The 24,243-nt window shown below is 69.5% G+C and carries 22 protein-coding genes and 1 tRNA gene; 11 read left to right on the forward strand and 12 right to left on the reverse strand.

Translation table 11 applies throughout. The features are described from left to right. Positions 1-2 precede the first annotated feature (2 nt). From IG98_RS0115335 to IG98_RS0115355, 5 genes are all read left to right on the forward strand, one after another. A complete protein-coding gene (locus tag IG98_RS0115335) occupies positions 3-914 on the forward strand; it encodes a carbohydrate ABC transporter permease (RefSeq protein WP_030911927.1) in 912 nt (303 codons plus the stop codon). After that, positions 914-1,792 (forward strand): carbohydrate ABC transporter permease, encoded by an 879-nt coding sequence (locus IG98_RS0115340; protein ID WP_030911930.1) that lies wholly within the window; start codon positions 914-916, stop codon positions 1,790-1,792. Before IG98_RS0115335 ends, IG98_RS0115340 begins: the two co-directional genes overlap by 1 nt. Before the next feature lie 108 nt (positions 1,793-1,900). Further along, positions 1,901-2,503: a hypothetical protein gene (locus IG98_RS0115345; protein WP_030911933.1), complete on the forward strand. Its 603-nt coding sequence runs from the start codon at positions 1,901-1,903 to the stop codon at positions 2,501-2,503. Next, entirely contained in the window at positions 2,490-2,780 is a 291-nt protein-coding gene (locus tag IG98_RS0115350) for a 4a-hydroxytetrahydrobiopterin dehydratase (RefSeq protein ID WP_030911936.1), read from the forward strand. The genes IG98_RS0115345 and IG98_RS0115350 overlap by 14 nt, the downstream gene beginning before the upstream one ends. Positions 2,781-2,930: 150 nt before the next feature. Beyond that, a complete protein-coding gene (locus IG98_RS0115355) occupies positions 2,931-3,500 on the forward strand; it encodes a superoxide dismutase family protein (protein ID WP_051752130.1) in 570 nt (189 codons plus the stop codon). A gap of 20 nt (positions 3,501-3,520) precedes the next feature. Here IG98_RS0115355 and IG98_RS0115360 read toward each other — a convergent pair whose 3' ends face one another. Together IG98_RS0115360 and IG98_RS0115365 are read right to left on the reverse strand one after the other, a co-directional pair. Next, entirely contained in the window at positions 3,521-4,507 is a 987-nt protein-coding gene (locus IG98_RS0115360) for a pirin family protein (RefSeq protein WP_030911942.1), read from the reverse strand. Positions 4,508-4,584: 77 nt separating this feature from the next. After that, positions 4,585-5,433: a spermidine synthase gene (locus tag IG98_RS0115365; protein ID WP_030911945.1), complete on the reverse strand. Its 849-nt coding sequence runs from the start codon at positions 5,431-5,433 to the stop codon at positions 4,585-4,587. A gap of 157 nt (positions 5,434-5,590) precedes the next feature. Between IG98_RS0115365 and trhA the strand changes: the two genes are divergently transcribed. The 3 genes from trhA (at position 5,591) to lat (ending at position 8,296) form a co-directional block, all read left to right on the forward strand. Continuing rightward, positions 5,591-6,259 (forward strand): PAQR family membrane homeostasis protein TrhA, encoded by a 669-nt coding sequence (gene trhA / locus IG98_RS0115370; RefSeq protein ID WP_030911948.1) that lies wholly within the window; start codon positions 5,591-5,593, stop codon positions 6,257-6,259. 10 nt (positions 6,260-6,269) lie between these two features. Further along, positions 6,270-6,650 (forward strand): PPOX class F420-dependent oxidoreductase, encoded by a 381-nt coding sequence (locus tag IG98_RS0115375; RefSeq protein WP_030911950.1) that lies wholly within the window; start codon positions 6,270-6,272, stop codon positions 6,648-6,650. Positions 6,651-6,889: 239 nt separating this feature from the next. After that, entirely contained in the window at positions 6,890-8,296 is a 1,407-nt protein-coding gene (lat, locus tag IG98_RS0115380) for an L-lysine 6-transaminase (protein WP_084195370.1), read from the forward strand. Here lat and IG98_RS0115385 read toward each other — a convergent pair. From IG98_RS0115385 to IG98_RS0115415, 7 genes are all read right to left on the reverse strand, one after another. Continuing rightward, positions 8,238-8,492 (reverse strand): helix-turn-helix domain-containing protein, encoded by a 255-nt coding sequence (locus IG98_RS0115385; protein WP_051752132.1) that lies wholly within the window; start codon positions 8,490-8,492, stop codon positions 8,238-8,240. The two genes, lat and IG98_RS0115385, sit on opposite strands and share 59 nt — an antisense overlap. Positions 8,493-8,644: 152 nt before the next feature. Further along, positions 8,645-8,720: transfer RNA gene (locus IG98_RS0115390), tRNA-His, on the reverse strand. A gap of 76 nt (positions 8,721-8,796) precedes the next feature. Beyond that, positions 8,797-9,399 carry an oligoribonuclease gene (gene orn, locus IG98_RS0115395; protein WP_030911956.1) on the reverse strand — a complete coding sequence of 201 codons (603 nt, stop codon included), beginning with the start codon at positions 9,397-9,399 and terminating at the stop codon, positions 8,797-8,799. Between the two features lie 21 nt (positions 9,400-9,420). After that, positions 9,421-10,524 (reverse strand): DUF2510 domain-containing protein, encoded by a 1,104-nt coding sequence (locus tag IG98_RS50535; RefSeq protein WP_030911958.1) that lies wholly within the window; start codon positions 10,522-10,524, stop codon positions 9,421-9,423. A 55-nt stretch (positions 10,525-10,579) separates the two neighbouring features. Continuing rightward, positions 10,580-11,998, reverse strand: coding sequence for a protein kinase family protein (locus tag IG98_RS0115405; protein WP_030911960.1), 1,419 nt, complete (start codon positions 11,996-11,998; stop codon positions 10,580-10,582). Between the two features lie 19 nt (positions 11,999-12,017). After that, positions 12,018-13,688 carry a serine/threonine-protein kinase gene (locus IG98_RS0115410; RefSeq protein WP_030911962.1) on the reverse strand — a complete coding sequence of 557 codons (1,671 nt, stop codon included), beginning with the start codon at positions 13,686-13,688 and terminating at the stop codon, positions 12,018-12,020. A gap of 206 nt (positions 13,689-13,894) precedes the next feature. Next, positions 13,895-14,539 (reverse strand): pyridoxamine 5'-phosphate oxidase family protein, encoded by a 645-nt coding sequence (locus tag IG98_RS0115415; RefSeq protein ID WP_030911964.1) that lies wholly within the window; start codon positions 14,537-14,539, stop codon positions 13,895-13,897. 67 nt (positions 14,540-14,606) lie between these two features. On the opposite strand from IG98_RS0115415, the gene pdxR reads away from it, so the two are divergent. After that, positions 14,607-16,082 carry a MocR-like pyridoxine biosynthesis transcription factor PdxR gene (pdxR, locus tag IG98_RS0115420; RefSeq protein WP_245651573.1) on the forward strand — a complete coding sequence of 492 codons (1,476 nt, stop codon included), beginning with the start codon at positions 14,607-14,609 and terminating at the stop codon, positions 16,080-16,082. Here the strand turns inward: pdxR and IG98_RS0115425 are convergent. Next, positions 16,036-17,124, reverse strand: coding sequence for a GNAT family N-acetyltransferase (locus IG98_RS0115425; RefSeq protein WP_030911968.1), 1,089 nt, complete (start codon positions 17,122-17,124; stop codon positions 16,036-16,038). The two genes, pdxR and IG98_RS0115425, sit on opposite strands and share 47 nt — an antisense overlap. 198 nt (positions 17,125-17,322) lie before the next feature. Between IG98_RS0115425 and IG98_RS0115430 the strand changes: the two genes are divergently transcribed. Both IG98_RS0115430 and IG98_RS0115435 read left to right on the forward strand, forming a co-directional pair. Next, positions 17,323-18,348: a phosphotransferase family protein gene (locus IG98_RS0115430; RefSeq protein ID WP_030911971.1), complete on the forward strand. Its 1,026-nt coding sequence runs from the start codon at positions 17,323-17,325 to the stop codon at positions 18,346-18,348. A 363-nt stretch (positions 18,349-18,711) separates the two neighbouring features. After that, positions 18,712-19,962 (forward strand): GH39 family glycosyl hydrolase, encoded by a 1,251-nt coding sequence (locus tag IG98_RS0115435; protein ID WP_245651574.1) that lies wholly within the window; start codon positions 18,712-18,714, stop codon positions 19,960-19,962. A gap of 2 nt (positions 19,963-19,964) precedes the next feature. On the opposite strand, the gene IG98_RS0115440 is transcribed toward IG98_RS0115435, so the two are convergent. Continuing rightward, entirely contained in the window at positions 19,965-21,194 is a 1,230-nt protein-coding gene (locus IG98_RS0115440) for a DUF418 domain-containing protein (protein WP_051752134.1), read from the reverse strand. 95 nt (positions 21,195-21,289) lie between these two features. After that, complete coding sequence (locus IG98_RS0115445) at positions 21,290-24,115, reverse strand: hypothetical protein (RefSeq protein WP_051752136.1); 2,826 nt, start codon at positions 24,113-24,115, stop codon at positions 21,290-21,292. Positions 24,116-24,243: the final 128 nt, after the last annotated feature.

Below are 24,243 nucleotides of genomic sequence, written 5' to 3' on the forward strand. Positions count from 1 at the left end.
CGATGCGGCACGGCAGGTATCCGTTCATCGTCGGCTTTCTCGCCGCGCCGGTGCTCCTCTACGTGGTCTTCGTGGTCAGCCCGTACATCCAGGCTTTCTACATCGCGGTGACCAACTGGAAGGGCATCTCGGCGAACCCTCAGTTCATCGGCCTGGAGAACTTCAGCAGGCTCCTTGACGACGAGATCTTCTGGGCTGCGGTGCGTCACCACGGTGTTCTGCTGCTTGTCATGCCGCTGGTCACCATCGTGATCGCCCTGTTCTTCTCCTTCCTGCTCAACCTGAGCGGGGGACAGCGGGGCGGTCGGATGACCGGGATCTGGGGCTCGAAGGTCTACCGGGTGATCTTCTTCATGCCCCAGGTCCTGGCGGTCGCCATCGTCGGCGTGCTCTTCCAGGCGATCTATCGCCCGGACGGGACCGGGGTGATCAACGGCCTGCTCGGCAAGGTCGGCATCGAGCCGGTCGGCTGGCTCATCGATCCCGACATCGCCCTGCTGGCCATCATCGGTGTGATGGTCTGGCAGGCCGTCGGCTTCTACGTGGTGCTGTTCTCGGCGGGCATGTCCTCCATCCCCAAGGACGTGTTCGAGGCCGCCGCCCTCGACGGCGCGGGCAGGTTCACCCTGTTCTTCAGGATCACGATCCCGCTGCTCTGGGACACCATGCAGGTCGCCTGGGTCTATCTCGGCATCGCCGCCTTCGACGCCTTCGCCCTGGTGCAGGTCCTCTCGGTCGACCGTGGCGGGCCCGACAACGCCACGACGGTGCTCCCGATGGAGATCTGGCGCACGGCGTTCAACTTCTCCAAGTTCGGCTACGCGTCGGCGATGGGCGTGGCGCTGTTCTTCATGACCATCACGTTCGCGGCCCTCACCCTGCGCGTGACCCGGCGCGAGAGGATCGAGTTCTGATGGCCACAGACCCTGCCACCCCCGCGCACGCCAGGCGGAGCAGGAGCTCGCTCGGCCCCTTCGGGGTGCTCTCCCACCTCGCGCTGCTGGTCTGGGCGATCCTGATCGTCGGCCCGATCCTCTGGACCTTCCTGGCCTCCTTCAAGACCAACGCCGAGATCTTCGGGGACGCCATCACGCTGCCCTCCTCCTTCGGCTGGGAGGCCTGGGGCCGGGCCTGGGCGAAGGCGCACATCGGGCAGTACATGCTGAACACCGTCTTCGTGGTGGCGTGCAGCACGGCCGGCACCATGCTGCTCGGCTCGATGGCCGCGTACGTGCTGGCGCGCTACAGCTTCCCCGGCAACCGGGCGATCTACTTCCTGTTCGTGTCGGGGATGACCTTCCCGGTCTTCCTCGCGCTGGTCCCGCTCTTCTTCGTGGTGAAGAACCTGGGCCTGATCGACACCCACCTCGGCGTGATCCTGGTCTACATCGCCTACTCGCTGCCGTTCACCGTCTTCTTCCTGTCGGCGTTCTTCAAGACACTGCCCACCTCGGTGGCCGAGGCGGCGATGATGGACGGCTGCTCGCACACCCGGACGTTCTTCCAGATCATGGTGCCGATGGCCAGGCCGGGGCTGATCAGCATCACGATCTTCAACATCCTGGGCCAGTGGAACCAGTACCTCCTGCCGATCGTGCTGCTGTCGGGCAACGTCGAGGACAAGTGGCTGATCACCCAGGGCGTCGCCAACATCTCCACCAGCGCCGGTTACGAGGCCGACTGGCCCGGCCTGTTCGCCGCGCTGAGCATGGCCATCATTCCGGTCATGATCGTCTACATCATCTTCCAGCGCCAGATCCAGTCGGGTCTCACCTCCGGCGCGGTCAAATGACCGGATCCGGTCAAATTACGGGCTCCGGCGAGTAATCCCGAGGTCGTCGTCAGGAGTCGTTCATATTCGGAACGACTCCTGTCCCCTCTCCACGGAGAAACCCGACCCATGGCCCACCCCGACCAGGACTTCCCCTTCCCCTTCTTCGGAGCGGGGGAGGCGAGTTATTACATGTGGGCCGAGGTGCACGTCCGCTTCGCCCGGCAGCCCACGACCTCCCAGCGCGCGGTCATCGTCGACACCGTCCCGGCGCCCCTGTGCGGGGCGCTCGACTGGTGCGAGGGGCGTCAGCTCATGGTGGCCAGCGGCCTGTTCCTGCACGGCACGGTGGCCCGCTCCTACCCCGCCCTCGGCGATGAGTCCGACCGGATCGGCGACGACGGCTGGCTGTACGCCGCGCCTTCCCGGATAGCCGCGCTCAACGCCGACATCGAGAGATGGCTGCTCCGCATTCACCGGGAGTGCCCGATCCTGGCCGCCTACCGCGCCGAGGACCCTGACAGCGGCGGCACCCGCCTGTCCGGCTGGCACGACTGGAGCCTGTCCCGGCTGCCCGATCTGCTGCCCGACCTGGAGCCCCTCCTGGAGGGGACCAGCCACGCCACCGCCATGGCCCAGGGCATCATGGCCATGGCCCGGCGCGCCGGGAGCCTGCCCAGGTTTGGTGTCCTCGCCGGGAACGTGATCTCCTGGGAGGATGAACCTGCTTGACGACTCTGCGGTGCACGACCGGCTCACCGGCCTGCCCGAATGGCGGCGCGAGGGAGACGAGATCCGCCGGAAGATCACCGCCGCCGACTTCCCGACCGCGATCCGCATCGTGGACGAGATCGCGGTCGAGGCCGAGAAGCTCAACCACCACCCCGACATCGACATCCGCTGGCGCACTCTCCACCTCGCGCTCAGCACGCACGACGCCGGCGGGCTGACCGAGATGGACTTCACCCTGGCCGCCCGCATCGACGAGATAGCCGCCGCCAACGCCTGAACGCCCCCGCGGGGGTCGGCTTCCGGTCGCCGCCTTCGCTCCCAGCCGGGAGCGAAGGCGGCGACCGGAAGCGGTCAATACCCAGTGTGATCACGCGATTACTGATTATGGTGGGCGCTGCACTGTTCCGGCCCGCCAAGGAGATCGTGGATGCGCATTCTGGGAGTTCTCGCCGTCGCCCTGCTCTGCGCCGGCTGTGGCGAGCGGGCCGCCGACACCCATCCCACCGGGCACGGCCCGGCCGCCGCCTCAAGCACCGTCGGGATCCGCCTTACCGGGGGCGGGGTGTTCTCCGCTCCCGAGCCTCGTGCCTCCGCCATCGCCTACGACGCCACGCTGGTGCCGCCGGGAGCCACCGCCCGGGTCACCGCGGAGTCGGGGGCGGTGCTCGCCACCTCCACGATCACCGTCACCGGCATGCTTCCGGGACGCACCTACGGGGCGCACCTGCATGTCAACCCGTGTGGTTTCAAGCCCGAGGACGCCGGGCCGCACTACCAGCACGCCCACGCCCATGCCAGTGCCCAGAACGAGGTCTGGCTCGACTTCACCACCGACGCCCGGGGGGAGGCCACCGCCACCACCACCCGGGACTGGGCGTTCGTCGCGGGCCGGCTGCCCAGATCGTTGGTGATCCACGCCGAGCCGACCCGCACCGCCGGCGCCGAGGCCGGCAGTGCCGGCCCCCGCGTCGCCTGCGTCACGCTCGTCCAGTCCTAGGGCGTCGGTGTGATCCGCGGTCAGGCGTGGCCCGCGGGGATGGTGCCGAGGCGGCCCGCCTGGTAGTCCTCGAACGCCTTGACGAGCTCCGCCTGGGTGTTCATCACGAACGGCCCGTAGTGCGCGACCGGCTCGCCGATCGGGCGCCCGCCGAGCACGATGACCTCCATGTTGGGACTCCGGCTCTCCTGGGCGCCGGCCGCCGACAGCGTGATGGTCTCGCCGTCGGTGCCCAGCCCCGGAAGGCCGCCGAAGCCGTCGAAGACGGCCAGCTGGCCCGACTCGATCGGCTGCCGGTCGCCGCCCGCGGTGCCGTGACCCGACAGGACGTACGCGAGAGCGTTGAAATCCTTGCGCCAGGGGAGCGTCAGCTGGGAGCCCGGGCTCAGCGAGGCGTGCAGCAGGGTGATCGGCGTCCTGGTGGAGCCGGGGCCGGTGAACTCGCCGACCTCGCCCGCGATCAGGCGGACCAGCGCCCCGCCGTCGTGGCTGCTGAGCAGGACGACGTTGGTCCTGCCGATGTCCTGGTACTTCGGCGCGACCATCTTCTCCCTGCCGGGGAGGTTGACCCAGAGCTGGATCCCGTGGAACAGGCCGCCCTTGGTGACCAGCCACTCCGGGGGAGCCTCCTTGTGCAGGATCCCGCCGCCGGCCGTCATCCACTGGGTGTCGCCGTCGGAGATCGTGCCGCCGCCGCCATGTGAGTCGGCGTGGTCCATCACGCCGTCGATCATGTAGGTGACGGTCTCGAAGCCCCGGTGCGGGTGCCAGGGGGTGCCCTTGGGCTCGCCCGGCGCGTAGTCGACCTCGCCCATCTGGTCCATCATGATGAACGGGTCGAGATACTGGGGCTTGATCGTCGCGAGTGCCTTGCGGACCGGGAAGCCCTCTCCCTCGAATCCGCTCGGGGCTGTGGTGATCGCCAGCACCTGGCGCTCGCGGACCGCGTTCAGCGGCTGCGGCAGGCGGGGCAGGGTCAGCGGGTTCTCTACGGTCACGGCCGGCATTGTGGTTTCCTTCCTGCGATGTTCGCAGGCGACAACTCAGTTGATGTTTCAACTATTCCATGGCGGACGAGATCGGGTCAGCCGAAGACCGCGGGCGGGGGGACCGGGGTGACCACGGCGTCGCCGTCGTGCAGCGGGCGGGCTCCGGCGATGAACCTGACGACGTCCTCGCCGTACACGCAGCGGGCCTGGGTGAGGCCGCCCGCGGCCCTGCGGGTCAGGTCGGAGACGGGGAGCGGCAGCCGGGAGGCGGCGACGATGAGGTTGCCGAAGCGGCGGCCCCGCAGGATGCCCGGCTCGGCGAGCAGTGCCACCTGGGGGAAGGTCTCGCGGACGGTGGCGAGCACCCGGCGGGTGAAGGCCAGCCCCTTGCCGTCGCCGACGTTGATCAGCACGGTGCCGGTGGTGCGCAGGACGCGGGCGACGTCCCCCATGTACTCGCAGGTGGCCAGCTCGATCGGCATCGTTGCGCCGCTGAAGGCGTCCAGCACGAGCAGGTCGGCCGAGTCGTCCCCGAGCCCGGCGGTGGCGGTGCGGCCGTCGAGGACCCTGACCTTGAGCCGGGGCACCGACTTCAGCCGGAGTTGGTCCCTGACGAGCTGGACGAGTCCCTCGTCGGGCTCGGCGACGATCTGCCGGGACCCGGGACGGGTCGCCGCGACGTAGCGGGGCAGGGTGCAGGCGCAACCGCCCACGTGCACCGCGTCCAGCGGGCCCTCGGCGAGCAGGTCGACGACGTCGGCCATCAGCTGGACGTACTCGAAGTCGAGGTAGGTGGCGTCGTCGAGGTCGACGTACGACTGCGGCACGCCGTCCTTGGAGACCACCCAGCCGGAGGGCCGGTCGAGGTCCTGCAGGAGGTCCACCTCGCCGAAGGTCACCGGATACCGGCCCGGCATCGGCTCCCGCGCTTCCCGCCTGCCCATCAGCTGGATCCTCTTTTCCACGACGTGAACCCGGAGAGAAACCATATGCCCCGTTTCCACTACGGCGGATCCCGGCTGGAGGAGACGCCGGCCCACGGCCGCGACGTGTAGGAGGGATCACAACCTACGATGACGTAACTTACGATACCGTAGGTTTATGGCCACGACCGTCGCAGAAACGCTCGCCGAGTCCGTCAAGCCCCGCCTCCGCGGCTGGTTGCACGCCGGGGCGCTCCCCGTGGCGCTCGTCGCGGGATTCGTCCTGGTGGCGCTGGGGCCCACCCCGCAGGCGAGGATCGCCGCCGCGGTCTACGCGATCACCTCCGGCCTGCTCTTCGGAATCTCGGCCACCTACCACCGGGGGGTGCTCTCCCCGCGTACGGAGGCGGTGCTCCACCGGCTCGACCACGCCAACATCTACCTGATCATCGCGGGCACCTACACCCCGTTCGCGCTGCTCGCCCTGGACGCTCCGGCCGACGCGGTGGTGCTCGGCGTGATCTGGACGGGCGCGATCGCCGGGGTGCTCTTCCGGGTGCTGTGGGTCAACGCCCCCCGGTGGCTCTCGACCGCCCTCTACATCGGCCTCGGCTGGACCGCCGTCTTCGTGCTGCCGCAGCTCGTGCGGGGCGCGGGCGTGGTCGCGGTGGCCCTGGTCTTCCTCGGCGGGGTGCTCTACACGGCGGGCGGCGTCGTGTACGCCATGAAGCGGCCAGACCCCTCCCCCCGGTGGTTCGGCTTCCACGAGGTCTTCCACGCCTTCACCGTCGCCGCCTACCTGGTGCAGTATGTGGCGGTCTCCCTGGTGGTCTACGCGGCGGCGTAACGTGCCGTGCATGACGCGAATCCAGGATCTGGGCACCGAGAAGTACGTGTCCGTGACCACTTTCAAGAAGAGCGGCGCCGCGGTGCCGACGCCGGTGTGGGTCGCCCCCGACGGTGACTCCCTGCTGGTCTGGACCGCCGGCTCCTCCGGCAAGGCCAAGAGGATCCGGAACAATCCGGAGGTCGTCGTGGCGGCGTGCGACGCGCGGGGCAACACGCGAGGACAGGGGGTCAGGGGCGTCGCGCGGGAGTTGCCGGCCGAGGAGAGCGAGTGGGTCCGGGGGCTGATCGTCGCGAAGTACGGGCTCCTCGCCCGGCTGCTCATGATCGGCAGCAGGTTCCGCCGGGGGGCCGGCGGCACCGTGGGAATCCGTATCTCTCCGTCGAGCTGACCTGGCCCGACCCGCGGCAGGTTGATTTGACTGATCTGTGGTCTCGGAAGGAGCGGTCCCCGGGAAGGGAGACGGTCATCGAGAGGGGCTCGGGCCGCACGGTCCCGGCGCCCGGGCATTCATGCCCCGGGTGCCGGTAAACCGAAAAATCTTCACAAGAATCGCTTCCAGCGCGTAATCTCTCCGTGTAGATGTGTCAATGGCGGGGGATCATCTCTTCGGATCACCGTGGAGGGGACATGGACGTGCACGCCCGTCTCGCTCGTCATCTGCTCGTCGACGGCTACCGGCTGGTGCTGGACCTCGAACGGAGCCGAGGTTCCCGGCTCGTCGACGCCCGCACCGGCCGAAGCTACCTGGACTTCTACAGCTTCTTCGCCTCGGCCCCGCTCGGGGTGAACCCGTTCGACGACGACCCCGAGTTCCTGGCGCTACTCGGCCGCGTCGCCGCGAACAAGCCCGCCAACTCCGACCTCTACACCTCCCACCTCGCCGACTTCGCCGACACGTTCGCCAGGGTGCTCGGTGATCCCGAGCTGCCGCACCTGTTCTTCGTGGAGGGCGGAGCCCTCGCCGTGGAGAACGCGCTGAAGTGCGCCTTCGACTGGAAGAGCCGTCTCAACGCCTCACGGGGGCGCTCACCCGAGCTCGGCGGCAAGGTGCTCCATCTCACCCGCGCCTTCCACGGGCGCAGCGGCTACACGCTCTCGCTGACCAACACCGACCCGATCAAGACCGACCGGTTCCCGAAGTTCGACTGGCCCAGGATCGAGGTGCCCGCGATCCACCTCGGCGACGTCGAGGCGGCCGAGGAGAGATCCCTGGCCGCGGCGCGGGCCGCCTTCGAGCGTCATCCCCATGACATCGCCTGCTTCATCGCCGAGCCCATCCAGGGGGAGGGGGGCGACAACCACATGCGGGCGGAGTTCCTGCTCGCGATGGAACGGCTCTGCCACGAGCACGAGGCCCTCCTCGTCATGGACGAGGTGCAGACCGGTGCCGGGACCACGGGCACCCCCTGGGCCTACCAGCAGCTTGGCCTGAGTCCCGATGTGGTGGCCTTCGCCAAGAAGGTCCAGGTGGGCGGGATCATGGCGGGCCGCAGGGTCGACGAGGTGCCGGACAACGTGTTCCGGATCAGTGGCAGGATCAACTCGACCTGGGGCGGAGGGCTGGTCGACATGGTCCGCTCCCGCCGGATACTGGAGATCGTGGAGCGCGACGGACTGATCCCGCGCGCGGGCAGGCTCGGCGCCGAGCTCCTCAAGGCGCTGCTGGAGATCCAGGCAGGCTTCCCCGGCCTGGTGGAGAACGCCCGGGGACGCGGCCTGATGTGCGCGTTCGACCTGCCGGACGCCGCGCGGCGCGACCTGTTGGTGGCCACGCTCAGGGAGGACGAGGGCGTGCTGGTCCTGCCCTGCGGCGAGCGCTCGGTACGGTTGCGCCCGGCGCTCTCGATCACCTCCGAGGAACTGGGGGAGGGCACGTCCGCCATCACCCGCGCCCTGGAGGTCTCCCGCCGCCCGAGGCGCCCCGCTCGGTCGGGCCCGACGGCTCCGAAGCGGTCCGGAGACGTCGTGTCGCCGTTCAGCAGTGCTGAGGGTCCTCGCGCGCGGCCCGTTCCAGCCACAGATCGATCGCGGTGACCCGCGAGTCGACCCCCAGCTTGGCGTATATCCGGTTCACATGGTTCTTCACGGTCTTCTCGCTCAGAAATAGGTGCTGGGCGATCTGCCCATTGGAACGACCCGTCGCGATCAGTTCCATGACCTCGGTCTCGCGCCTGCTCAAGCCCGTCACGGCTGTGGGTTCCGCGTCGAACGTGGCATCGTCGACTTTCATCCGGCCTCCGTGGTTGCAACACGGTCAGGTCGCCGAAACCCCCGATCCTACGGCGTAGCGATAGCTGCGAGCATAACCCGCAATATCCACTTTTGGTGGGTAAGGGGAGTGGAAATGCAGAACGACCGGTCCCGAGGGACCGGCCGTTCTCTTGGGGTGAGCGAGGGGACTTGAACCCCCGGCATCTAGGACCACAACCTAGCGCTCTGCCAACTGAGCTACGCCCACCATCGCCGCCGTAGCAGCACATGAAAAGTGTAGCGGTCTTTGGGAGTCGTTTCGTACCGGGTTTCCCGCGAGCCGGTCAGGGTTTTCGCGCGGACACGGTCTCGGCCAGTTCCCTGGCGGTGGCGGAGTCGGGTCCCGGCTGGGGCACGAAGACCGCCGCGCGGTAGTAGCGCAACTCCCGGATGCTCTCGACGATGTCGGCCAGCGCGCGGTGGCCGCCCTGCTTCTCGGGCGAGGCGAAGTAGACCCGTGGGTACCAGCGCCGGGCCAACTCCTTCACCGAGGAGACGTCGATCATCCGATAGTGCAGGAAGGCGTCCACGGCGGTCATGTCCCGGGAGAGGAACGACCGGTCGGTGGAGATGGAGTTGCCGCACAGCGGAGCCTTCTTCGGCTCCTTGATGTGCCCCTTGATGTACTCGAGCACCATGGACTCGGCCTCGGCCAGCGTGACGCCCTCACTCAGCGCGTCCAGCAGACCGGAGGCGGTGTGCATCTCGCGCACCACCTCCGACATCTGCTCGACGGACTCGGGCGGGGGTTTGATGACCACGTCCACACCTTCGTCAAGCTGGTTCAGCTCGCCGTCGGTGACCACGCAGGCCACCTCGACGAGCGCGTCACGGCCAAGGTCAAGCCCGGTCATCTCACAGTCGATCCAGACCAGCAGGTCACTCATAGCCTTCAGGGTAGTACTCCGTTACGAGAGCTTGAATGACTTGATCACCTTGTCCACCGTTGAGATGCCGAGATTGTCGGGCACGGTGATGTAGGCCAGCGCCGCTCGGCTGCCCTCACCCCGGTCGACGATCAGGAACGCGGCCCGCTCCCGCTTCCACTTCCAGCCGTTGGCCTCGGACTGCTCGGAGAAGTCCAGGTCGAAGACGAACAGCCAGGCGTCCTTGCCGCTCACCTTGACCGCCTTGTCCTCGACGATCTTCCGGCGGTGCGGGGGGCTGTAGAAGTTGGGCTCGATGACCTGCAGCAACGTCGTGGCGACCGAACGCATGCTCGCGGCACCCTGGTAGCCGTACTGGTCGGGAAGCTCGCCGGTCAGCACGTTGCCGACCCAGTTGCCGCCCTTGCCGTCGAAGTTCTCGTGGGCGGTGGCGACGGCCCCGCTGTTCCAGGTGAACCCGAGCCCGCCGCCGGCGCTGGGAGGCACCTGCCAAGGCCCCGCGGGGATCTGGTAGGACAGACCGGTCACGGGGTCGGTGATGCGCCCGTCCACCGGCTGGGGCAGCGGGCTCTGCGAGGGCGTCGCCTCGGGGGTCGGCTCCCGGCTGGGGTCCCGGCTCGCCGAGGGAGGCGGCGTACGGGGTGTGACGGGCTCGCCGGCCTCGTTCCTGCCGTCGGGGTTGATCAGATACATCGCGGCGACCACGATCACGACGATCAGGACCAGCGCGCCGCCACCGCCGAGGATCCACGGGAGCGGACCGCTCTTGCGCGGCGGCGGCCCGGACGGGTGGACGCCGTACGGCGGGAGGGGCATCTGCGCGGTGTTGCCGTTCGGCTGTCGCGTGCCCGCCGGTCCCTGCTGTACGGTCTGCTGGTTCCACTGGCCAGTCGGGCCCGTTCCCACGGGCTCTTCCCGCGAGGGAGGCGGCGCCGCCTGCCAGGCACCCTGCTCCACGGGGGGAGGCTGGGAGGAGAAGGGGCCGGTCTGCGATCCCTGGGGCATGCCCTGCCCTGGCACATCCGCCTGATGGGTGGCATCGGTCCACTGGTGGCCGTCCCACCACCGCAACAGCGGTGAGCCGTAGGGATCGGGGTACCAGCCGGAGGGGGTCTGCGTGGTCATGGCCGTCAGAGTAGTAAGAACGGCTTTGTACTGCATTGTGGACCTTGCGGATCACTCATGAACATTTGTAGGTGAAGGTGGCCCTGTCCTGGATCTTCTTGCCCTCGGGGGCCGGCGAGAGCAGCGACAGGATGACGGTCCCCTTGAAACTTCCCTCGCCCTTGACCGTCCAGTCCAGGCTCACCTTGTGCGAAGCCGCTCCGGACGAGATCTGGTCGGTCTGCACGATCGGCTCCTTGCGGTCGCTCCGCTTCCACTGGTAGCTGACCTCCCCGCCCGCGCCGTTGGTGTACAGGACACCGGTGATCTTCACCGTCGTGTCGCAGCCCTGGGTCTTCCTGGGGGCGCTGACGTCCACCTTCGTCACCTCAAGCGGTGCCGACGAGCCGCGGAACAGCCAGAGCGCCAGCGCTCCCACCACCATCAGCGCGAGGATCGCCGAGGAGAGGATCGTACGACCGCGACGCCGCCGAGCATGGGGGGCCGCGGCGGTCCTGAGCCTGTCGGAGGGCGGCTCGGTCTGCTGCTGGTCCCGGCCGGCCCGCCAGATCCGGGCGGCCGTGGTCTCGGCGGGCACCCCGGGGCCGAACCGCAGGACCACGTCCTCGGGCCGGTGCCCGCCGGCCTCCAGGGTTCGCTGCTCGCCGGTTCTCGGAACGTGGAGCAGCGTGACGATCTCCCCCTCGTCGGGGGCGGCCGGCACGGGCGGCGGGGGCACTCCCCGGCCGGGCGCCTCATGCGCCGACCATCGGTGCAGGGTCTCCGCGAGTCTGTCGCGGGTGGTGAACCCGGAGGGCAGCACGTCACGCCCGGTGAGCAGGGTGTCGCGCGCGGCGGCGAGCCCCCGGATGGAGGCCGTCGCCGCCGCCCGTTCCAGCAGTTCCGCGGCTTCCCGGTCGGCCGAGGCCCAGGTGGCGGCCAGCCCCCTGGCGAGTGACGCCCAGGCGGCCACGTCCCGCTCCGGCGCGGGCGGGCGGCCGAGCAGCGCGTCGAGCAGGCCCCGCTCGGCGAGCAGCGCCGACCCGTCCGGAGCGATCACCACGGTGCCCGGGTGAAGCTCACCGTGGATGAGCCCGGAGGAGTGGACGGCCAGCAGCGTCCGCGCCGTCTCCACCAGGACCGTGGCCGCGCTGCCCGCGTCGGGCCCGGGTGAGCCAGGGGCGCCGGACAGCAGGTCGCGCACCGTCGGTGCCGCCGGTTCTGCGGTGAGCAGCCAGACCTCGTCCTGGGCCGTGATGAGGTCGGCGATCGGGACCAGCCCGGTCAGGCCGCTCTGTGTGAGCCTGCGGTCGGCGACCACGGCCGCGATCAGCCTCTCCCGGGCCGAGGGATCGGCGACCAGTCTCGGGTCGAACCTGAGTGTGCTTCCCCGCCGTCCGTCGGCCGCGACGGCCGACGACCAGATTCCCAGGTCGCCGGCCCAGGTGCGGCCGGTCAACCGGAATCCGGCGACGCCGCCCCGGTCAGTGTCCATGATTCTGCCTGCTCCCTGGTCAGCGGCGTTTCCTGTGCCGTCCCACCATGCCGCGCTTGACGGCCAGTGTGAACGGCACGGCACCGCTTGTCACCAGACCCAGCGCGAGGAACGCCGAAGGGGCCGTCCCGACGGGAGGCAGGGGCGAGCTGGTGAGCCGAGGGGTTCCCTCGGGGGTCGAGGTTTCCCCGGGCTCTGTCCCGGTGGGCGAGGACGTGGTCGGCTGTGTCTGGGTTGGGGAGGCCGACGGCTGGGTCGAGGTCGCCGTCGCCGTCGGGGACGGCGGCCTGGTCGTGGGGGTATTCGGTTTGCCGGGATCGCTGAGCGTGGAGCTCTCCTCGGGGGAGGGGGGTTCGGACGCCTCCCCGGTCGGCTTTCTCGTCGGTCGCGCGGTCGGTTTCCTGGTGGGCGTCGCGGACGCCTTGGGAGTCTTGGAGGGCGTCGTGGCGGTCGGCGCGGGGGGAAGGCCCGAGGCGGTGTTGCTCGGCGTGGGGGTCGCGGAGGGCGCGCCCGCGGTCGGCGACGCCTCCGCGGGCTCGTCAGGGTCGTCGAGCTCGTCGCCGTCGTCCCCGGGGATCACCGTCTCCAGCGGGTCCGAGGGGGTCGGATCCTTGGTGACGGTGGAACTCTGCGGCTGGATCGTCGTGCTGCTGTTCGATCCGACCAGCACCGCGATCAGCCCGCCGATCACCGCGATGCAGCCGACGCCAATGAGGATCTTGACGCTCAGCTTGCCGAGCGAGGAGGTCACTCCCCCCTCGCCGCCGAGGTCGGTCGTGGCCAGCGAGGTGTCGGCCGCAGGGGCGGGCGCGTCCAGCGGGAACAGCTCGGCCAGCAGCCCGACGATCCCCGCCAGGCGGCGGCGGCCGCGCTCCTGCCAGTCGGGGCCGTAGGCGTCGGCGGCCACGGCCTCCAACTCGGTGAGGAACGCGGAGGCGGTCGGCGGCCGGTCGGTGGCGTGCTTGGCCAGGCCGCGCTCCACCAGCCCTTGCAGGGCCGGGGGCACCTCCTCGACCGGCGGCGGCATGACCTGGTGCTGGCGGGCCAGCGCGGCGATGTTCGTGGCCCGGAAGGGGCGGGCGCCGGTCAGGCACTCGAAGAACACGACGGTGGCGGCGTAGACGTCCGTGGAGGGCCCGGCCGGTCCGCCCACCCACTGCTCGGGTGCCATGTAGGGGGGAGTGCCCGCGGGGGCGTCGCCGTCGCCGGAGCGGAGCGCGATGCCGAAGTCGACGAGCTTGCTCTTCCCGTCCGCCTCCACCATCACGTTCTCGGGCTTGAAGTCGCGGTGCACCACGCCCGCCGAGTGCGCGGCGGCCAGCCCCATGAGCGAGCCCTTGAGCACGAGCAGCGCCGCCTCCGGGCCGGTCGGCCCCTCCGAGCGCAGCAGCGCGCGCAGGGCGACGCCGTTGATCAGTTCCATCACGATGGCCGCGCCGTCGCCGGTCTCGACGTAGTCGTAGAGCCGGACGGAGTGCGGGCTGTTCAGGGTGTTGAGCACCCTGGCCTCGTGTCGGAAGCGCGCCACGAAGCCGACGTCGCCCCTGAGCTCGTCGGACAGGTACTTGATCGCTACCAGGACACCGTCGGCATCATGCCGCGCCATCACCACGCGCCCCGCCGCGCCGGTGCCCAGCTCGCGGATCTCGGTGTATCCGGGGACTCGCCAGGCCGATGGCGTGCCGTACATAACGGTCTCCTCAGTTGTCTGGGCCCCCACCCATAACAGACGGACCGTAGCCTAGTCATAGAGAAACGCATTTCGCGCATCAATCGCGAATCAGTCTCACTCCATAAGCGGCCCAGCGAGAAGCCGCTCCCTTCTGGGAGCGGCGGAGTCATGGGTTGATCGGTACGAGCGGTAAGGTCTCGCGCGGACGGGCGCGCCGCGGAGACTTAACGAACGGGCATGGTGCGCGACGCGATGTGCGCGGGAACGGCCAGGTCACCGGTCATCGCGGGATCGGGCTCGGGGGCTCCCCAGACCTGGTGGAGCGGCAGGACCCCCGCCCAGATCGGCAGCTCGTAGTCCTCCTCCTCGTCGATCGGCGGGCCCTGGCGGACCTTCACCGACGCCTCGGCGAGGGAGAGGGCGAGCACCGTGGTCGCGGCGAGCTCCTTTCCGGTGGGCGCGCGGCTGGCGTCCCACTGGCCGGGGGCCAGCTGCTCGGTGATCGCCCGCAGCCCGGCCAGGTGCTCCTCGCCGCCCGCCACCCGGCGGACGTGGCCGTAGACCATGGCGCAGCGGTAGTTGAGCGAGTGGTTGAAGGCCGAGCGGGCCAGCACGACGCCGTCCAGGTGGGTCACCGTGACGCAGACCTCGTCCGCGTTCCGCAGGGAGGTGGCGCCGGTGGAGCCGTGCAGGTAGAGGGTGTCGCCGATCCGGCCGTAACCGGTGGGGACGACCATGGGGAAACCGTCGACCACGACGCCCAGGTGACAGACCAGTCCGGCGTCCAGCACCGCGTACAGATCCTCGCGAGAGGTCAGGCCCCTGTTCTTCGAGCGGCCGAGGGTGGTGCGGGGAGTCGTAGAGAGCATGGCACTAGCCTAGAGATAAGTGGATACCGAGAACATGTCCACTTTCATGCACTTACAGGAGACCACCTTGCCGCGCCTCGCTGTCGACCTGCCCGTTTCGGTGGACCGCGAATCCGGTACGGCACTCGCCGTCCAGCTCGGCGACCGTCTCAGGGCCGCCATGCGGGACGGCACCCTCGCCTCCGGCGAGCGACTGCCCTCCACCCGTGCCCTCGCCGGCCAGCTGGCGGTCAGCCGTACCGTCGTCACCGAGGCCTACCAGCAGCTGTACGCGGAAGGCTGGCTCGAAGGACGCCACGGCTCCGGCACCTATGTGGCCGACATGGTGTTCCCTCCCGGAAGCGAGCGCGCTCGCGGCCCCCTCCCTCCACCTTCCGTCACCCCTCCGGGCGGGTACGCCCGGTCAGGGGACGAAGGGCAGGTGATCGACCTGCGTCCCGGGCGGCCGTGGGTGCACGACTACGACAGGGCGGCCTGGCGCAGGGCCTGGCGCGGAGCGGCCGACCTGCCGCCGGCGAGCGACCCCGACCTCCGCGGCCTGCCCAGGCTTCGTACGGCCCTGGCCGAGCACCTGCGCAGGACCAGGGCGATCCCCGTCGGGCCGGAGAACGTCATGGTCACCCGGGGCACCGGCAACGGGCTCGACCTGGTCGCCGCCACTCTCCTGCGGCCCGGTGACCGGGCCGGCGTCGAGGAACCCGGCTACCGCGTCGCCAGGAACGTCTTCGCCGGAAGGGGAGCGGAGATCGTGCCCTGCCCGGTCGACGAGGACGGGGTCGTCGTCGACCGTCTCCCGGATGACCTGCGTGTCCTCTACACCACTCCGGCCCACCAGTACCCCCTCGGGGGCCGCCTGCCCATCCCGCGCAGGGAGCGCCTTCTCGCCTGGGCCCGCCGCACCGGTGCGATCCTGGTGGAGGACGACTACGACGCCGAGTTCCGCTACGACGTCGCGCCGCTGCCCGCCCTGCACGGCCTCGATCCCGGGCGGGTGGTGCTGCTGGGCAGCCTGAGCAAGGCCCTGACGCCGGACATCGGCGTCGGCTGGCTGGTCGCCCGGCCGAGCCTCATCGAAGCCATCGCCCTGACCAGGGACGGCCTGGCCGACCGTACCGGCGGCCCGGCCCAGCAGGCGGTGGCGGTGCTCTGTGAGAGGGGGGACCTGGACCGGCACCTGCGCCGGATGCGGCTGGAGTACGCGCGCCGCCGGGCCGTGATCGTCGACATCCTTGGCTCCAGGGTCACCGGTGACACCGCGGGCCTGCACATCATGGTGGAGCTCGCGGGGCACGCGGTCACGCCGCTGGTCGAGGCCGCCCGCGCCCGTGGCGTGCTGCTCGACTCGATGACCCGCCACTACCATGGGCCGCAACTGCGGCACGGCCTGGTGATCGGCTACGGATCCGCGTCGCAGGCGGACGTCAGGCGGGGCGTCTCGGTGGTCGCCGAGCTGATCGGGCGAGAAAGGACCGTTCCCACACCGCCGCGAACCCTCCTCAGGAGGAGGACTGCAGGGACGTTCGCAGGCGGCCGTACGTCTTGAGCGCGCGATCGGCGGTGGTGCGCAGGAGCGGGTTGGCCAGGACCGTGCCACGTGCCTTGCGCACCGGCACCCGCAGCATCCAGTGGACTCCGGCGCCGGGGCTCAGCCGGGCGACCCGGCCCTCCGAGACCTCGTACTCGCCGTTCTTCAGCTTCTCCTTGTACTCCTTCTCCCCGCGGCCCATGTCGATGACCTGGATCCCGGCCTCGGCGGCCTTCTCGGCCATGGCCAGGTGGTGGATCAGGCCGGGGGAGTACTTCGCGAAGGCGGTGTCGTAGGCGGGGAACCAGCCCGCGAGCGTGGTCCCGGTGCGCAGGCCGAAGTGCCCGGCGACCGGCCGGTCGTCCAGGTACACCATGTCGAGGACCCCGCCGAAGTGCTCGGTGTCGGTGGCGAGGAACCGTTCGACCAGCTCCACGATCCACGGCCGGGCGAACCTGTCGTTGCGGCCGGTGCGCCGGTACTGCTCGGTCTTCCAGCCGAGCAGCGCGCGCAGCGGCGCCAGGTCGGTGGTGGCGTAGTCGTGCCGGAGCGGCCCGGCGTCACGCTGGAGCTTGCGGCTCTTGTACGCCGTCGAGCGGTAGGTCTTGCCGGAGGTCACCTTGATCGTCTCGATGTACGACTCGAAGCCGTCACGGAGATCGATGATCGGTGAGGGGTGCCTGCTGTGCCCCGGCTGGAGCAGCGGCTGCCCGGCGATCAGGTGGTCGAACTCGTAGACGGCCAGGCCGCAAGCCCTGATCAGGCTCTGCGCGTCGATCTCCACGTCCTTGGCGTGGACCAGCCCCTGCGCGTCGGTCAGGCCCGCGGCCACAGGCATGCCGATACCCATCGGATGGCGTTCGAAGGGGAAGAACCCCACCACGTCCTGTCCTTCGTGCAGCACCGCGACCCGGACGCGTTCCTGCAGGGCACCTACGGTGACTGTGAACTCCGGCGACAGGAACGGGCTGTCGAAGGCGGCGTCGGCACCCTGGAGGGTTCTCCAGCGGTCGATGTCGACCGGTCCGAGATCACGGGGTTGAACGACTGAGACGCGCATGAGCTCCTACTGGGATGTGCGGGGTCCCCTTACGTCATCCTGTGCAGGATGTCGCAAAGCCCAAGCATGCTGGTAGAGACGTAATGTAACGATAAAGTACGGAAGGGATCTCCCTGCAGTGGGGAAGGCAACGTTTCGGGATCTCATTGTGAGGCTCCGGCTGGCGCCACCCACCCGAGTGGCGTTCTAATGGGGGCCATGAGCACCCCTGGCATCGACTGGCCCCGCCTCGTCGAATGGATCGCGGCCAACGTCCCCGGTGCCGGCGAGCCCACCGGGGTCTCCCTGATCGCCGGTGGCAGGTCCAATCTGACGTACGTCGTCGAGACCCCCGAGCGCCGCCTGGTGCTGCGCCGGCCGCCGCTGGGCCACGTGCTGCCGACCGCCCACGACATGGGGCGCGAGTGGCGGGTGATCTCGGCGCTCGCGCCGACCTCGGTCCCGGTGCCGGAGCCGGTCGCCTTCTGTGACGACCAGGACGTGATCGGGGCGCCGTTCTACCTCATGGCGCATGTGGACGGCGCGGCGGTGCGGAGCCAGGAGGACACCCGGGACCTCACCCCCGAGCAGACCCGGAGGCTGTCGGAGCGGCTGGCCGAGGTGCTCGCCGAGATCCACGCGATCGACTACGAGAAGGCGGGCCTGGGGGACTTCGGGCGCCCCGAGGGATACATGGCCCGCCAGCTGGAGCGCTGGGGACAGCAGTGGGAGCGGTCGAAGACCGGCGAGTTGCCCGCCTACGACCGTCTGGTGGCCCTGCTGCGCGAGCGCCTGCCCGCGCGCTCGGCCTCGACGCTGGTCCACGGTGACTACCGGCTCGACAACACGCTCGTGCGCATCTCCCCGGACCCCGACATCCTCGCCGTCGTCGACTGGGAGATGTCCACGCTCGGCGATCCCCTGGCGGACCTCGGACTCACCCTCACCTACTGGCAGGATCCCGGCGACACCGAGCGCGCCTCGATCCCGGTCGCGGCGGGCGTCACCGTGGCCCCCGGCTTCCTCACCGCCCGCGAGTTCGCCGCGCACTACGCCAAGGTCTCCGGCGCCGACCTGTCCGACCTGGACTTCTATCTGGCCTTCGGCAACTACAAGCTCGCTGTCATCGTGGAGGGCATCCACGCCAGGTTCAAGCAGGGCAAGACCGTCGGTGAGGGCTTCGAGCACATCGGCGCCGCCGTTCCCACCCTCGTCGACCGGGCGCTGCGGGTCCTGGAGGGCTGAACCCGGGATCGCGGTCCCCGGCCGGTTTCGGCCCCGTGCCGTGGGTGCCGCACGAACCACGGGCGTGACGGGAACTACTTCTGGGTTTCAACCGTCATGCAAGTCGCCATGGATACGCTGGCGACGCGACCGGTAACGCTTGTCTGTGAACCAGCTCAGCTCACCGCCACGTCCGTTGTCGCTGTGGAACGCTACATTCGTTGATCTGCGAGGATAGAGGAATCGGTGATACCGACTAACGGACGGCACCAGCGACGGCGCCCGGCCTGGCCGGTCGCACTGGGGGCGATGGCGGTAACGGTGGTGTTGGTGGTCGGCATCATCGCCTACGCCGCCAAACCGGATATTCCCCGCGGACAGCGCATGACAATTCCTCCTCCGCAGGCGGCGCCGACGTTGGAGGAACCACCCGCGGTCCAGAGCTGGCCACGCTGGGGCATCACCCACACCGAGTTCAGCGCCGACAACGAGAGCGGCGAGGTCACCGAGGCCGCCTCCCACATGCTCGGCCGGGTCCCGATGCTGCAGAACCAGCACATCATGGGCTGGGGCGCGGGCAACCCCGAGCCCGCGCCCGGCAAGAACGACTTCCGTGACCTCGACCGCCGCGTCAAATTCATGTCCAGCTCCCAGGCCGTCCCGATCATCACGCTCTGCTGCGCGCCCGACTGGATGAAGGGCGGCACCTCCGGCCGGACCGACTGGACGCAACTGGAGGCGGCGCCCCGGCGCGAGCACTTCGACGACTACGCCAAGCTCGCCGCGACGGTCGCCAGGCGTTACCCCACGGTCAAGCACTACATGGTCTGGAACGAGCTGAAGGGTTTCTGGAACAACGCCCAGAACCGCTGGGACATCGAGGGCTACACCGAGCTCTACAACAAGGTCTACGACGCGCTGAAGGCCGTCGACAAGGACATCAAGGTCGGCGGGCCGTACGTGTCGGTCGGCAGCACCACCGCTCCCGAACAGGGGGCGGAGATCCAGGGGCCGTGGGGCAGCGTCGTCCAGCGTGACCTGGAGGCGGTCGAGTACTGGATCGCGAAGAAGAAGGGCGCCGACTTCATCGTCGTCGACGGGGCCTCGGTCACCAGGGAGGCCGGCGCCTACCCCGACGAGTTCACCGCCCTGGGCAAGTTCGGAGCCCTCACCACCTGGCTGCGGCAGAAGAGCGGCGACCTGCCGGTCTGGTGGGCCGAGTGGTATGTCGAGCCGGACAGCAGGAACTGGAGCGAGGACCGCCGCATCGCGGTGCAGACCGCCGCGATGATGGAGTTCGCCACCAGTGGCGCCACCACCTCGCTCTACTGGAACCCCCAGCGCAAGTCCACCGGCGACGACCAGGTCTGCCTGGGCTGCCTGTGGCACCCGAGCACCGGTGCGGAGATGCCGATGGCGGGCATCCTGAGCGGCTTCACCAAGTGGTTCCCCCACGGGACCGAACTGGAGACGGTCACCTCCTCCAACGAGAAGGTGCGGGTCCTCGCCCAGGAGCGTCAGCTCGTGATGGTCAACACCACCGACGCGGTCGCGAGCACCACCGTGGACGGCAAGCAGTTCGAGCTGAAGCCGTACGAGGTCAGGTGGAGCGAGCGCACCGGCGCCCAGGGGTGAGGCTAGGCGCGTTTGGGGCGGGCCGGGGGGCGGGAGGGTCTGCGCCAGTTGGTGAACCAGCGCAGCAGCCACTCCACCGGCCCGTACTGATGGCGGCTCAGCCACCACCGGCTCCACCCGGCCTGGACGGTGAAGATGGCGATGCCGATTGACACCACGGACAACGGGCTGAGCTGGTCGACCAGGCTCATCCCGTAGCCGGTGAAGATCAGTGAGCTGATCAGCGACTGCCCCAGGTAGTTCGTCAGCGCCACCCTGCCGGGAGGCGCGAGCATCCCGGCCAGGCGAGGTGCCGTGGGGAGCAGGCGCAGCAGGGTGGCGGCGTAGGCGGCGGCCAGCAGCGGCGCGGTGACCAGGTTCACCGACTGGCCGACCATGTGGTAGGCGTGCCCGCCGCCCGACCAGGTCGCGTGTGTGTAGACCACGGCCCCGGCGAGGCCGATGGTGAACCCCGCCCACTGCAACCGCCGCAGCGTCACCGTGTGCCCGGACAGATCCCCCAGCAGGCGCATCTTGCCCAGTGCCAGCCCGACCAGGCAGGCGGCGAGCACCGTGGGCCCCTGGAAGAAGACCCGCAGCACGAAGATCCTGGCCAGTTTGTGCAGGTGCTCGTTGATGATCATGGATGCGGAGCCGTGCAGGGCGCGGTCGGACATGGCGGCCTGGGCGGCGCTCTCGGAGACGGTCCTTGAGGCGTCGGCGCCCAGCGTCGCCAGTAAGGCCAGCAACAGCATCCCCACCGCCAGCGCGACGGTCAACGCGACCGCGGAGATCATCGCGGCGCGCGGGGTGATCCGCCGCACCGTCAGCAGGACCAGACCCACCACCGCGTAGGTGGCCAGGATGTCACCGGGGAACAGCAGGACGCCGTGGGCGAGGCCGAGCAGGAACAACCCTCCCAGGCGACGCAGGAACCTGGGGACGAACGCCGTCGCGGAGGCGTGGGCCGAGTCGAGTTGGAGGGTGAAGCTGTAGCCGAACAGGAAGGCGAACAGCAGATAGAACTTGTTCTCGAAGAACAGCGAGACGACCCAGCGCACCTCCCAGTCGAGCGGCGCGGAGAACGACGGCGTCGCCAGCCCCGCCATCCGGTATCCGGAGGCGAGGTAGGTGATGTTGACCACCACGATGCCCAGCAGCGCGAAACCGCGCAACGCGTCGACCGCCGCGATCCGCCGTCCCGAGGTCTGGGTGGAGGTTCCCGCCCGGCCAAGGGGTTCCCCTGTGAACATCCAACCGTCCTTCGACCAGGCTATGAGACAGGTGTCTCCTGGCAAACGGTGCTCAGTATGGCGCGGGGAAGCCGTCGGCCAGGAGGGTTTGTCTTTTATTGAAGTTGGTAGCCGATGACGACGAAGCGCTCCGCGATCACCGCGAGGGCCAGCACGAAGGCGGGCACCGCGATGAACAGGATGCGCCTCCTCGCCCTGCTCCTCTGCTCCCGGCCACGCAGCAGGAACACCTGGTAGGTGAAGAGCGCGATCCACGTGACACCCAGCGCCACCAGGCCGACGGGTGTCCACGGCGAGGTCGGGTCGCTGCCACCGAGCGGCACCCCGCGCTCGGGAATCTCGGTGCCCTCGGGGAAGGACTTCAGCGTGTAGACGGCCGCGTCCTCGCCGTTGAACACCCGTTTGAGCTCCTTGCTGGCATCCAGCGTGGCGCGGAACCGCGGCGCCCAGTCATCGGGGTAGCCGTGGTTGAGCTGCAGGTATCCGGCCTGCGCGCGGGTCGCCACCAGGTAGGTGTTGGGCGGTGACGCGCGAAGCTTGTCGATCACCGGGGAGATATGGGCCGGGTCCGGGTTCACCAGCGCCTGCTCATAGGAGATCTTGTCGAAGTCCCGTTCACCCCACGGGATGATGGGGGTGACCTCCGGACCGATCACCGGGGACAGGTAGAGGACGCGGGCACTGGGTTCGTCGTGGTCGTAGATGTAGTGCATCGCCGCGACCTCGCTCGCCGAGACCCGCTCGAACTGCTCGTTGCCGTACCGGGCGACCAGGAACACCATCGCCAGCGCCATGGCGCACCCGGCGGCCAGCAGCAGCGAGATCCGGCGGGTCAGCTCCGGGTTGAACCGGATGTTGCGTCTGCGGATCGGCACCGTCTCCTCCGGCGCGTCCTCGGTGCCGGCGGGAAGGTTCGGGAAGAAGGCGTAGGCGGCCAGGATGCACGCGCCGGGCAGGGCGAACAGGTAGATTCGCAGGCCGATCTCGCCACCGTAGCTCTGCAGCCCGAGCGCGAGCACCGGAATGCAGAGCAGGAGCAGGGCCGCGCGGTCGCCGACGCCGCGCCGCACACGGCGCAGCAGGCCGATGGCGGCCAGTGCCAGGATGACGCCGCAGATGCCGAGGCGGGCCATCAGGACGAGCGCGTGCCTGGGGTCGCTGCCGTCGATCCGGTCACCGGTGTTGCTCTGCAGGTTCTGCAGGATCCGGCCCAGTCCGCCGAAGAGCTGGTCGATGTGCCCGCTCCAGAAGGTGACCGTCTGGTAGCTGATCCACGACAGCACGATCAGGCCCAGGAAGAACGGCAGCGCCCAGCTGAGCGAGGTGCGCCGGAGCAGGATCAGGCCGCTCAGCGCGCCGAGCATCATGAACGGGGTGATCTGGTGCGAGGCGGTCGCGGTGCCGAACAGGCCGATCAGCACGATCAGCATGATCACTCGGTCGTAGACCCCGGTCGAGTGGGGGAGTTCGCCGGGGGTCAGTCCGTCCAGGCGGGCCAGCAGTCGCCGGACGCGCCCCTTGGCCGGCATCGGTTTGTCGCGGGGCTCGACCTTGCCGAACCAGCGCAGCACGATCGCCACGAAGGCCAGGTAGATCGCGTACGTGAAGCCCTGGGAGGAGAAGTAGTCCTGGCCGATCCACTGGACGATGACGAACAGCAGCGCGGCGAACCAGCGGGCCCGGGTGGTGGCGACCACCTGGCGCAGGATCAGCACGAACGGCAGCAGGTACAGCAGGTTCGACAGCAGCGGCGTCCACCGCATGATCATCGACAGGTCGGTGACGCCGGCGGCCTTGGTGACGAACGCCACCAGCGCGAAGAACCCGGGCCAGGCGAGACGGGCGTCGAGGATCGCGGACGACTCGCCGGTGCGGTTGATGTACTCCACGAAGCCGGCGTGCACGTAGGCGGTGGGGAACCTGGCCTCGTCCGAGATCAGGGCCGACGCCCCGTGCAGGGCGAAGGTGATCGCCGCGATCTGGAAGAGCAGCAGGAACTTGCGGTCGGTGTTCTGCGCGATGGTGACGAAGAACGCGACGAGCATCAGCAGGATCGCGGCGAACGCGGTCATGGGCATGGCCGAGATCAGGCCCAGGGCGTCGATCTTGGTCACGTCGACGCCCCGCAGCGGGCCAGGCGCCACGCGCACGGCCAGCACGTACATGATCAGGCCCTCGATCGTGAGCAGCGGTGGCAGCCACACCGCGGCCGATCGCATCACCGTCGTCATCCGCGACGGCCTGGCAGCGGCCGGAGTCGCCTTCTCCGGGCTCCGACGATCCGCTGGAGCCATGGCCTCCGAGGCGGTCTCAGGGGCTCCTGGAAGCGGGCTGGACGCCGCGACGGCCCTTCCCCGCGGTCTCCGCTCCGCTGTCCCGCCTTCCGTGACCACCGGTCCCGCGAGTCCCGGGCCCGCGCGTTCCGGCTCCCTACGTTCCGGCTCCGTGGACTTCGGCTCCGTGGATTCCGGCGTCGGGCGGAGCGGTGCCGAGGGCAGACGCATCTCCGTCGTGGTGTCGATCTCGCCGTCGGAGGCCTCCCCGGCCTCGGGATCGTCTGCCGTGGGCGGTGAGATCGGGCGTGCGGGAAGCCGGATGACGGCGGTGGCCTCCACGTCGTCGTCGCCGCCGTCGGAGGTATCGGAGGCCTGGTCGGAGATCACCCCCGGTGGCGCAGCCGGAGCGTCCGGCGCGTCGTCGGCGTCGTCCGATGCCCTGTCGCCGCCGTCACAGCCGTCAACCGGTGCGACGGGATCGGGAACCCCACCGTCGGACGCCTCGTCCGGAACCTCGGGAGCCTCGGAGGGCGCCGTGCCGGTGGGCCCGCTGTCGGACCCGGCCCGCGTTCCGTCCGAAGGCGCGGGGTGGGTGGGATCGGTCTCCCCGACCTCGGCAGTCTCCGCCGCCGGTGTCGTCGTCACGTCATTACCTGCCCGTTGCCTCACGTCTAACATCATGGCGGCTACGCGGACCGGGGCGCGACGAGCGAACAGGAAGATACGTCATGTTCGGCTGTTTTGCGTAGACCGTTGAAGAGCAATACCGCGAC

This window comes from Streptosporangium amethystogenes, from assembly GCF_000721075.1.
GTDB lineage: Bacteria > Actinomycetota > Actinomycetes > Streptosporangiales > Streptosporangiaceae > Streptosporangium > Streptosporangium amethystogenes.

Coding starts and splice junctions, on each gene's coding strand:
- IG98_RS0115335 (WP_030911927.1), top strand. CDS start 3: ATGCGGCACGGCAGGTATCCGTTCATCGTCGGCTTTCTCGCCGCGCCG.
- IG98_RS0115340 (WP_030911930.1), top strand. CDS start 914: ATGGCCACAGACCCTGCCACCCCCGCGCACGCCAGGCGGAGCAGGAGC.
- IG98_RS0115345 (WP_030911933.1), top strand. CDS start 1,901: ATGGCCCACCCCGACCAGGACTTCCCCTTCCCCTTCTTCGGAGCGGGG.
- IG98_RS0115350 (WP_030911936.1), top strand. CDS start 2,490: ATGAACCTGCTTGACGACTCTGCGGTGCACGACCGGCTCACCGGCCTG.
- IG98_RS0115355 (WP_051752130.1), top strand. CDS start 2,931: ATGCGCATTCTGGGAGTTCTCGCCGTCGCCCTGCTCTGCGCCGGCTGT.
- IG98_RS0115360 (WP_030911942.1), bottom strand. CDS start 4,507: ATGCCGGCCGTGACCGTAGAGAACCCGCTGACCCTGCCCCGCCTGCCG.
- IG98_RS0115365 (WP_030911945.1), bottom strand. CDS start 5,433: ATGGGCAGGCGGGAAGCGCGGGAGCCGATGCCGGGCCGGTATCCGGTG.
- trhA (WP_030911948.1), top strand. CDS start 5,591: ATGGCCACGACCGTCGCAGAAACGCTCGCCGAGTCCGTCAAGCCCCGC.
- IG98_RS0115375 (WP_030911950.1), top strand. CDS start 6,270: ATGACGCGAATCCAGGATCTGGGCACCGAGAAGTACGTGTCCGTGACC.
- lat (WP_084195370.1), top strand. CDS start 6,890: ATGGACGTGCACGCCCGTCTCGCTCGTCATCTGCTCGTCGACGGCTAC.
- IG98_RS0115385 (WP_051752132.1), bottom strand. CDS start 8,492: ATGAAAGTCGACGATGCCACGTTCGACGCGGAACCCACAGCCGTGACG.
- orn (WP_030911956.1), bottom strand. CDS start 9,399: ATGAGTGACCTGCTGGTCTGGATCGACTGTGAGATGACCGGGCTTGAC.
- IG98_RS50535 (WP_030911958.1), bottom strand. CDS start 10,524: ATGACCACGCAGACCCCCTCCGGCTGGTACCCCGATCCCTACGGCTCA.
- IG98_RS0115405 (WP_030911960.1), bottom strand. CDS start 11,998: ATGGACACTGACCGGGGCGGCGTCGCCGGATTCCGGTTGACCGGCCGC.
- IG98_RS0115410 (WP_030911962.1), bottom strand. CDS start 13,688: ATGTACGGCACGCCATCGGCCTGGCGAGTCCCCGGATACACCGAGATC.
- IG98_RS0115415 (WP_030911964.1), bottom strand. CDS start 14,539: ATGCTCTCTACGACTCCCCGCACCACCCTCGGCCGCTCGAAGAACAGG.
- IG98_RS0115425 (WP_030911968.1), bottom strand. CDS start 17,124: ATGCGCGTCTCAGTCGTTCAACCCCGTGATCTCGGACCGGTCGACATC.
- IG98_RS0115430 (WP_030911971.1), top strand. CDS start 17,323: ATGAGCACCCCTGGCATCGACTGGCCCCGCCTCGTCGAATGGATCGCG.
- IG98_RS0115435 (WP_245651574.1), top strand. CDS start 18,712: ATGACAATTCCTCCTCCGCAGGCGGCGCCGACGTTGGAGGAACCACCC.
- IG98_RS0115440 (WP_051752134.1), bottom strand. CDS start 21,194: ATGTTCACAGGGGAACCCCTTGGCCGGGCGGGAACCTCCACCCAGACC.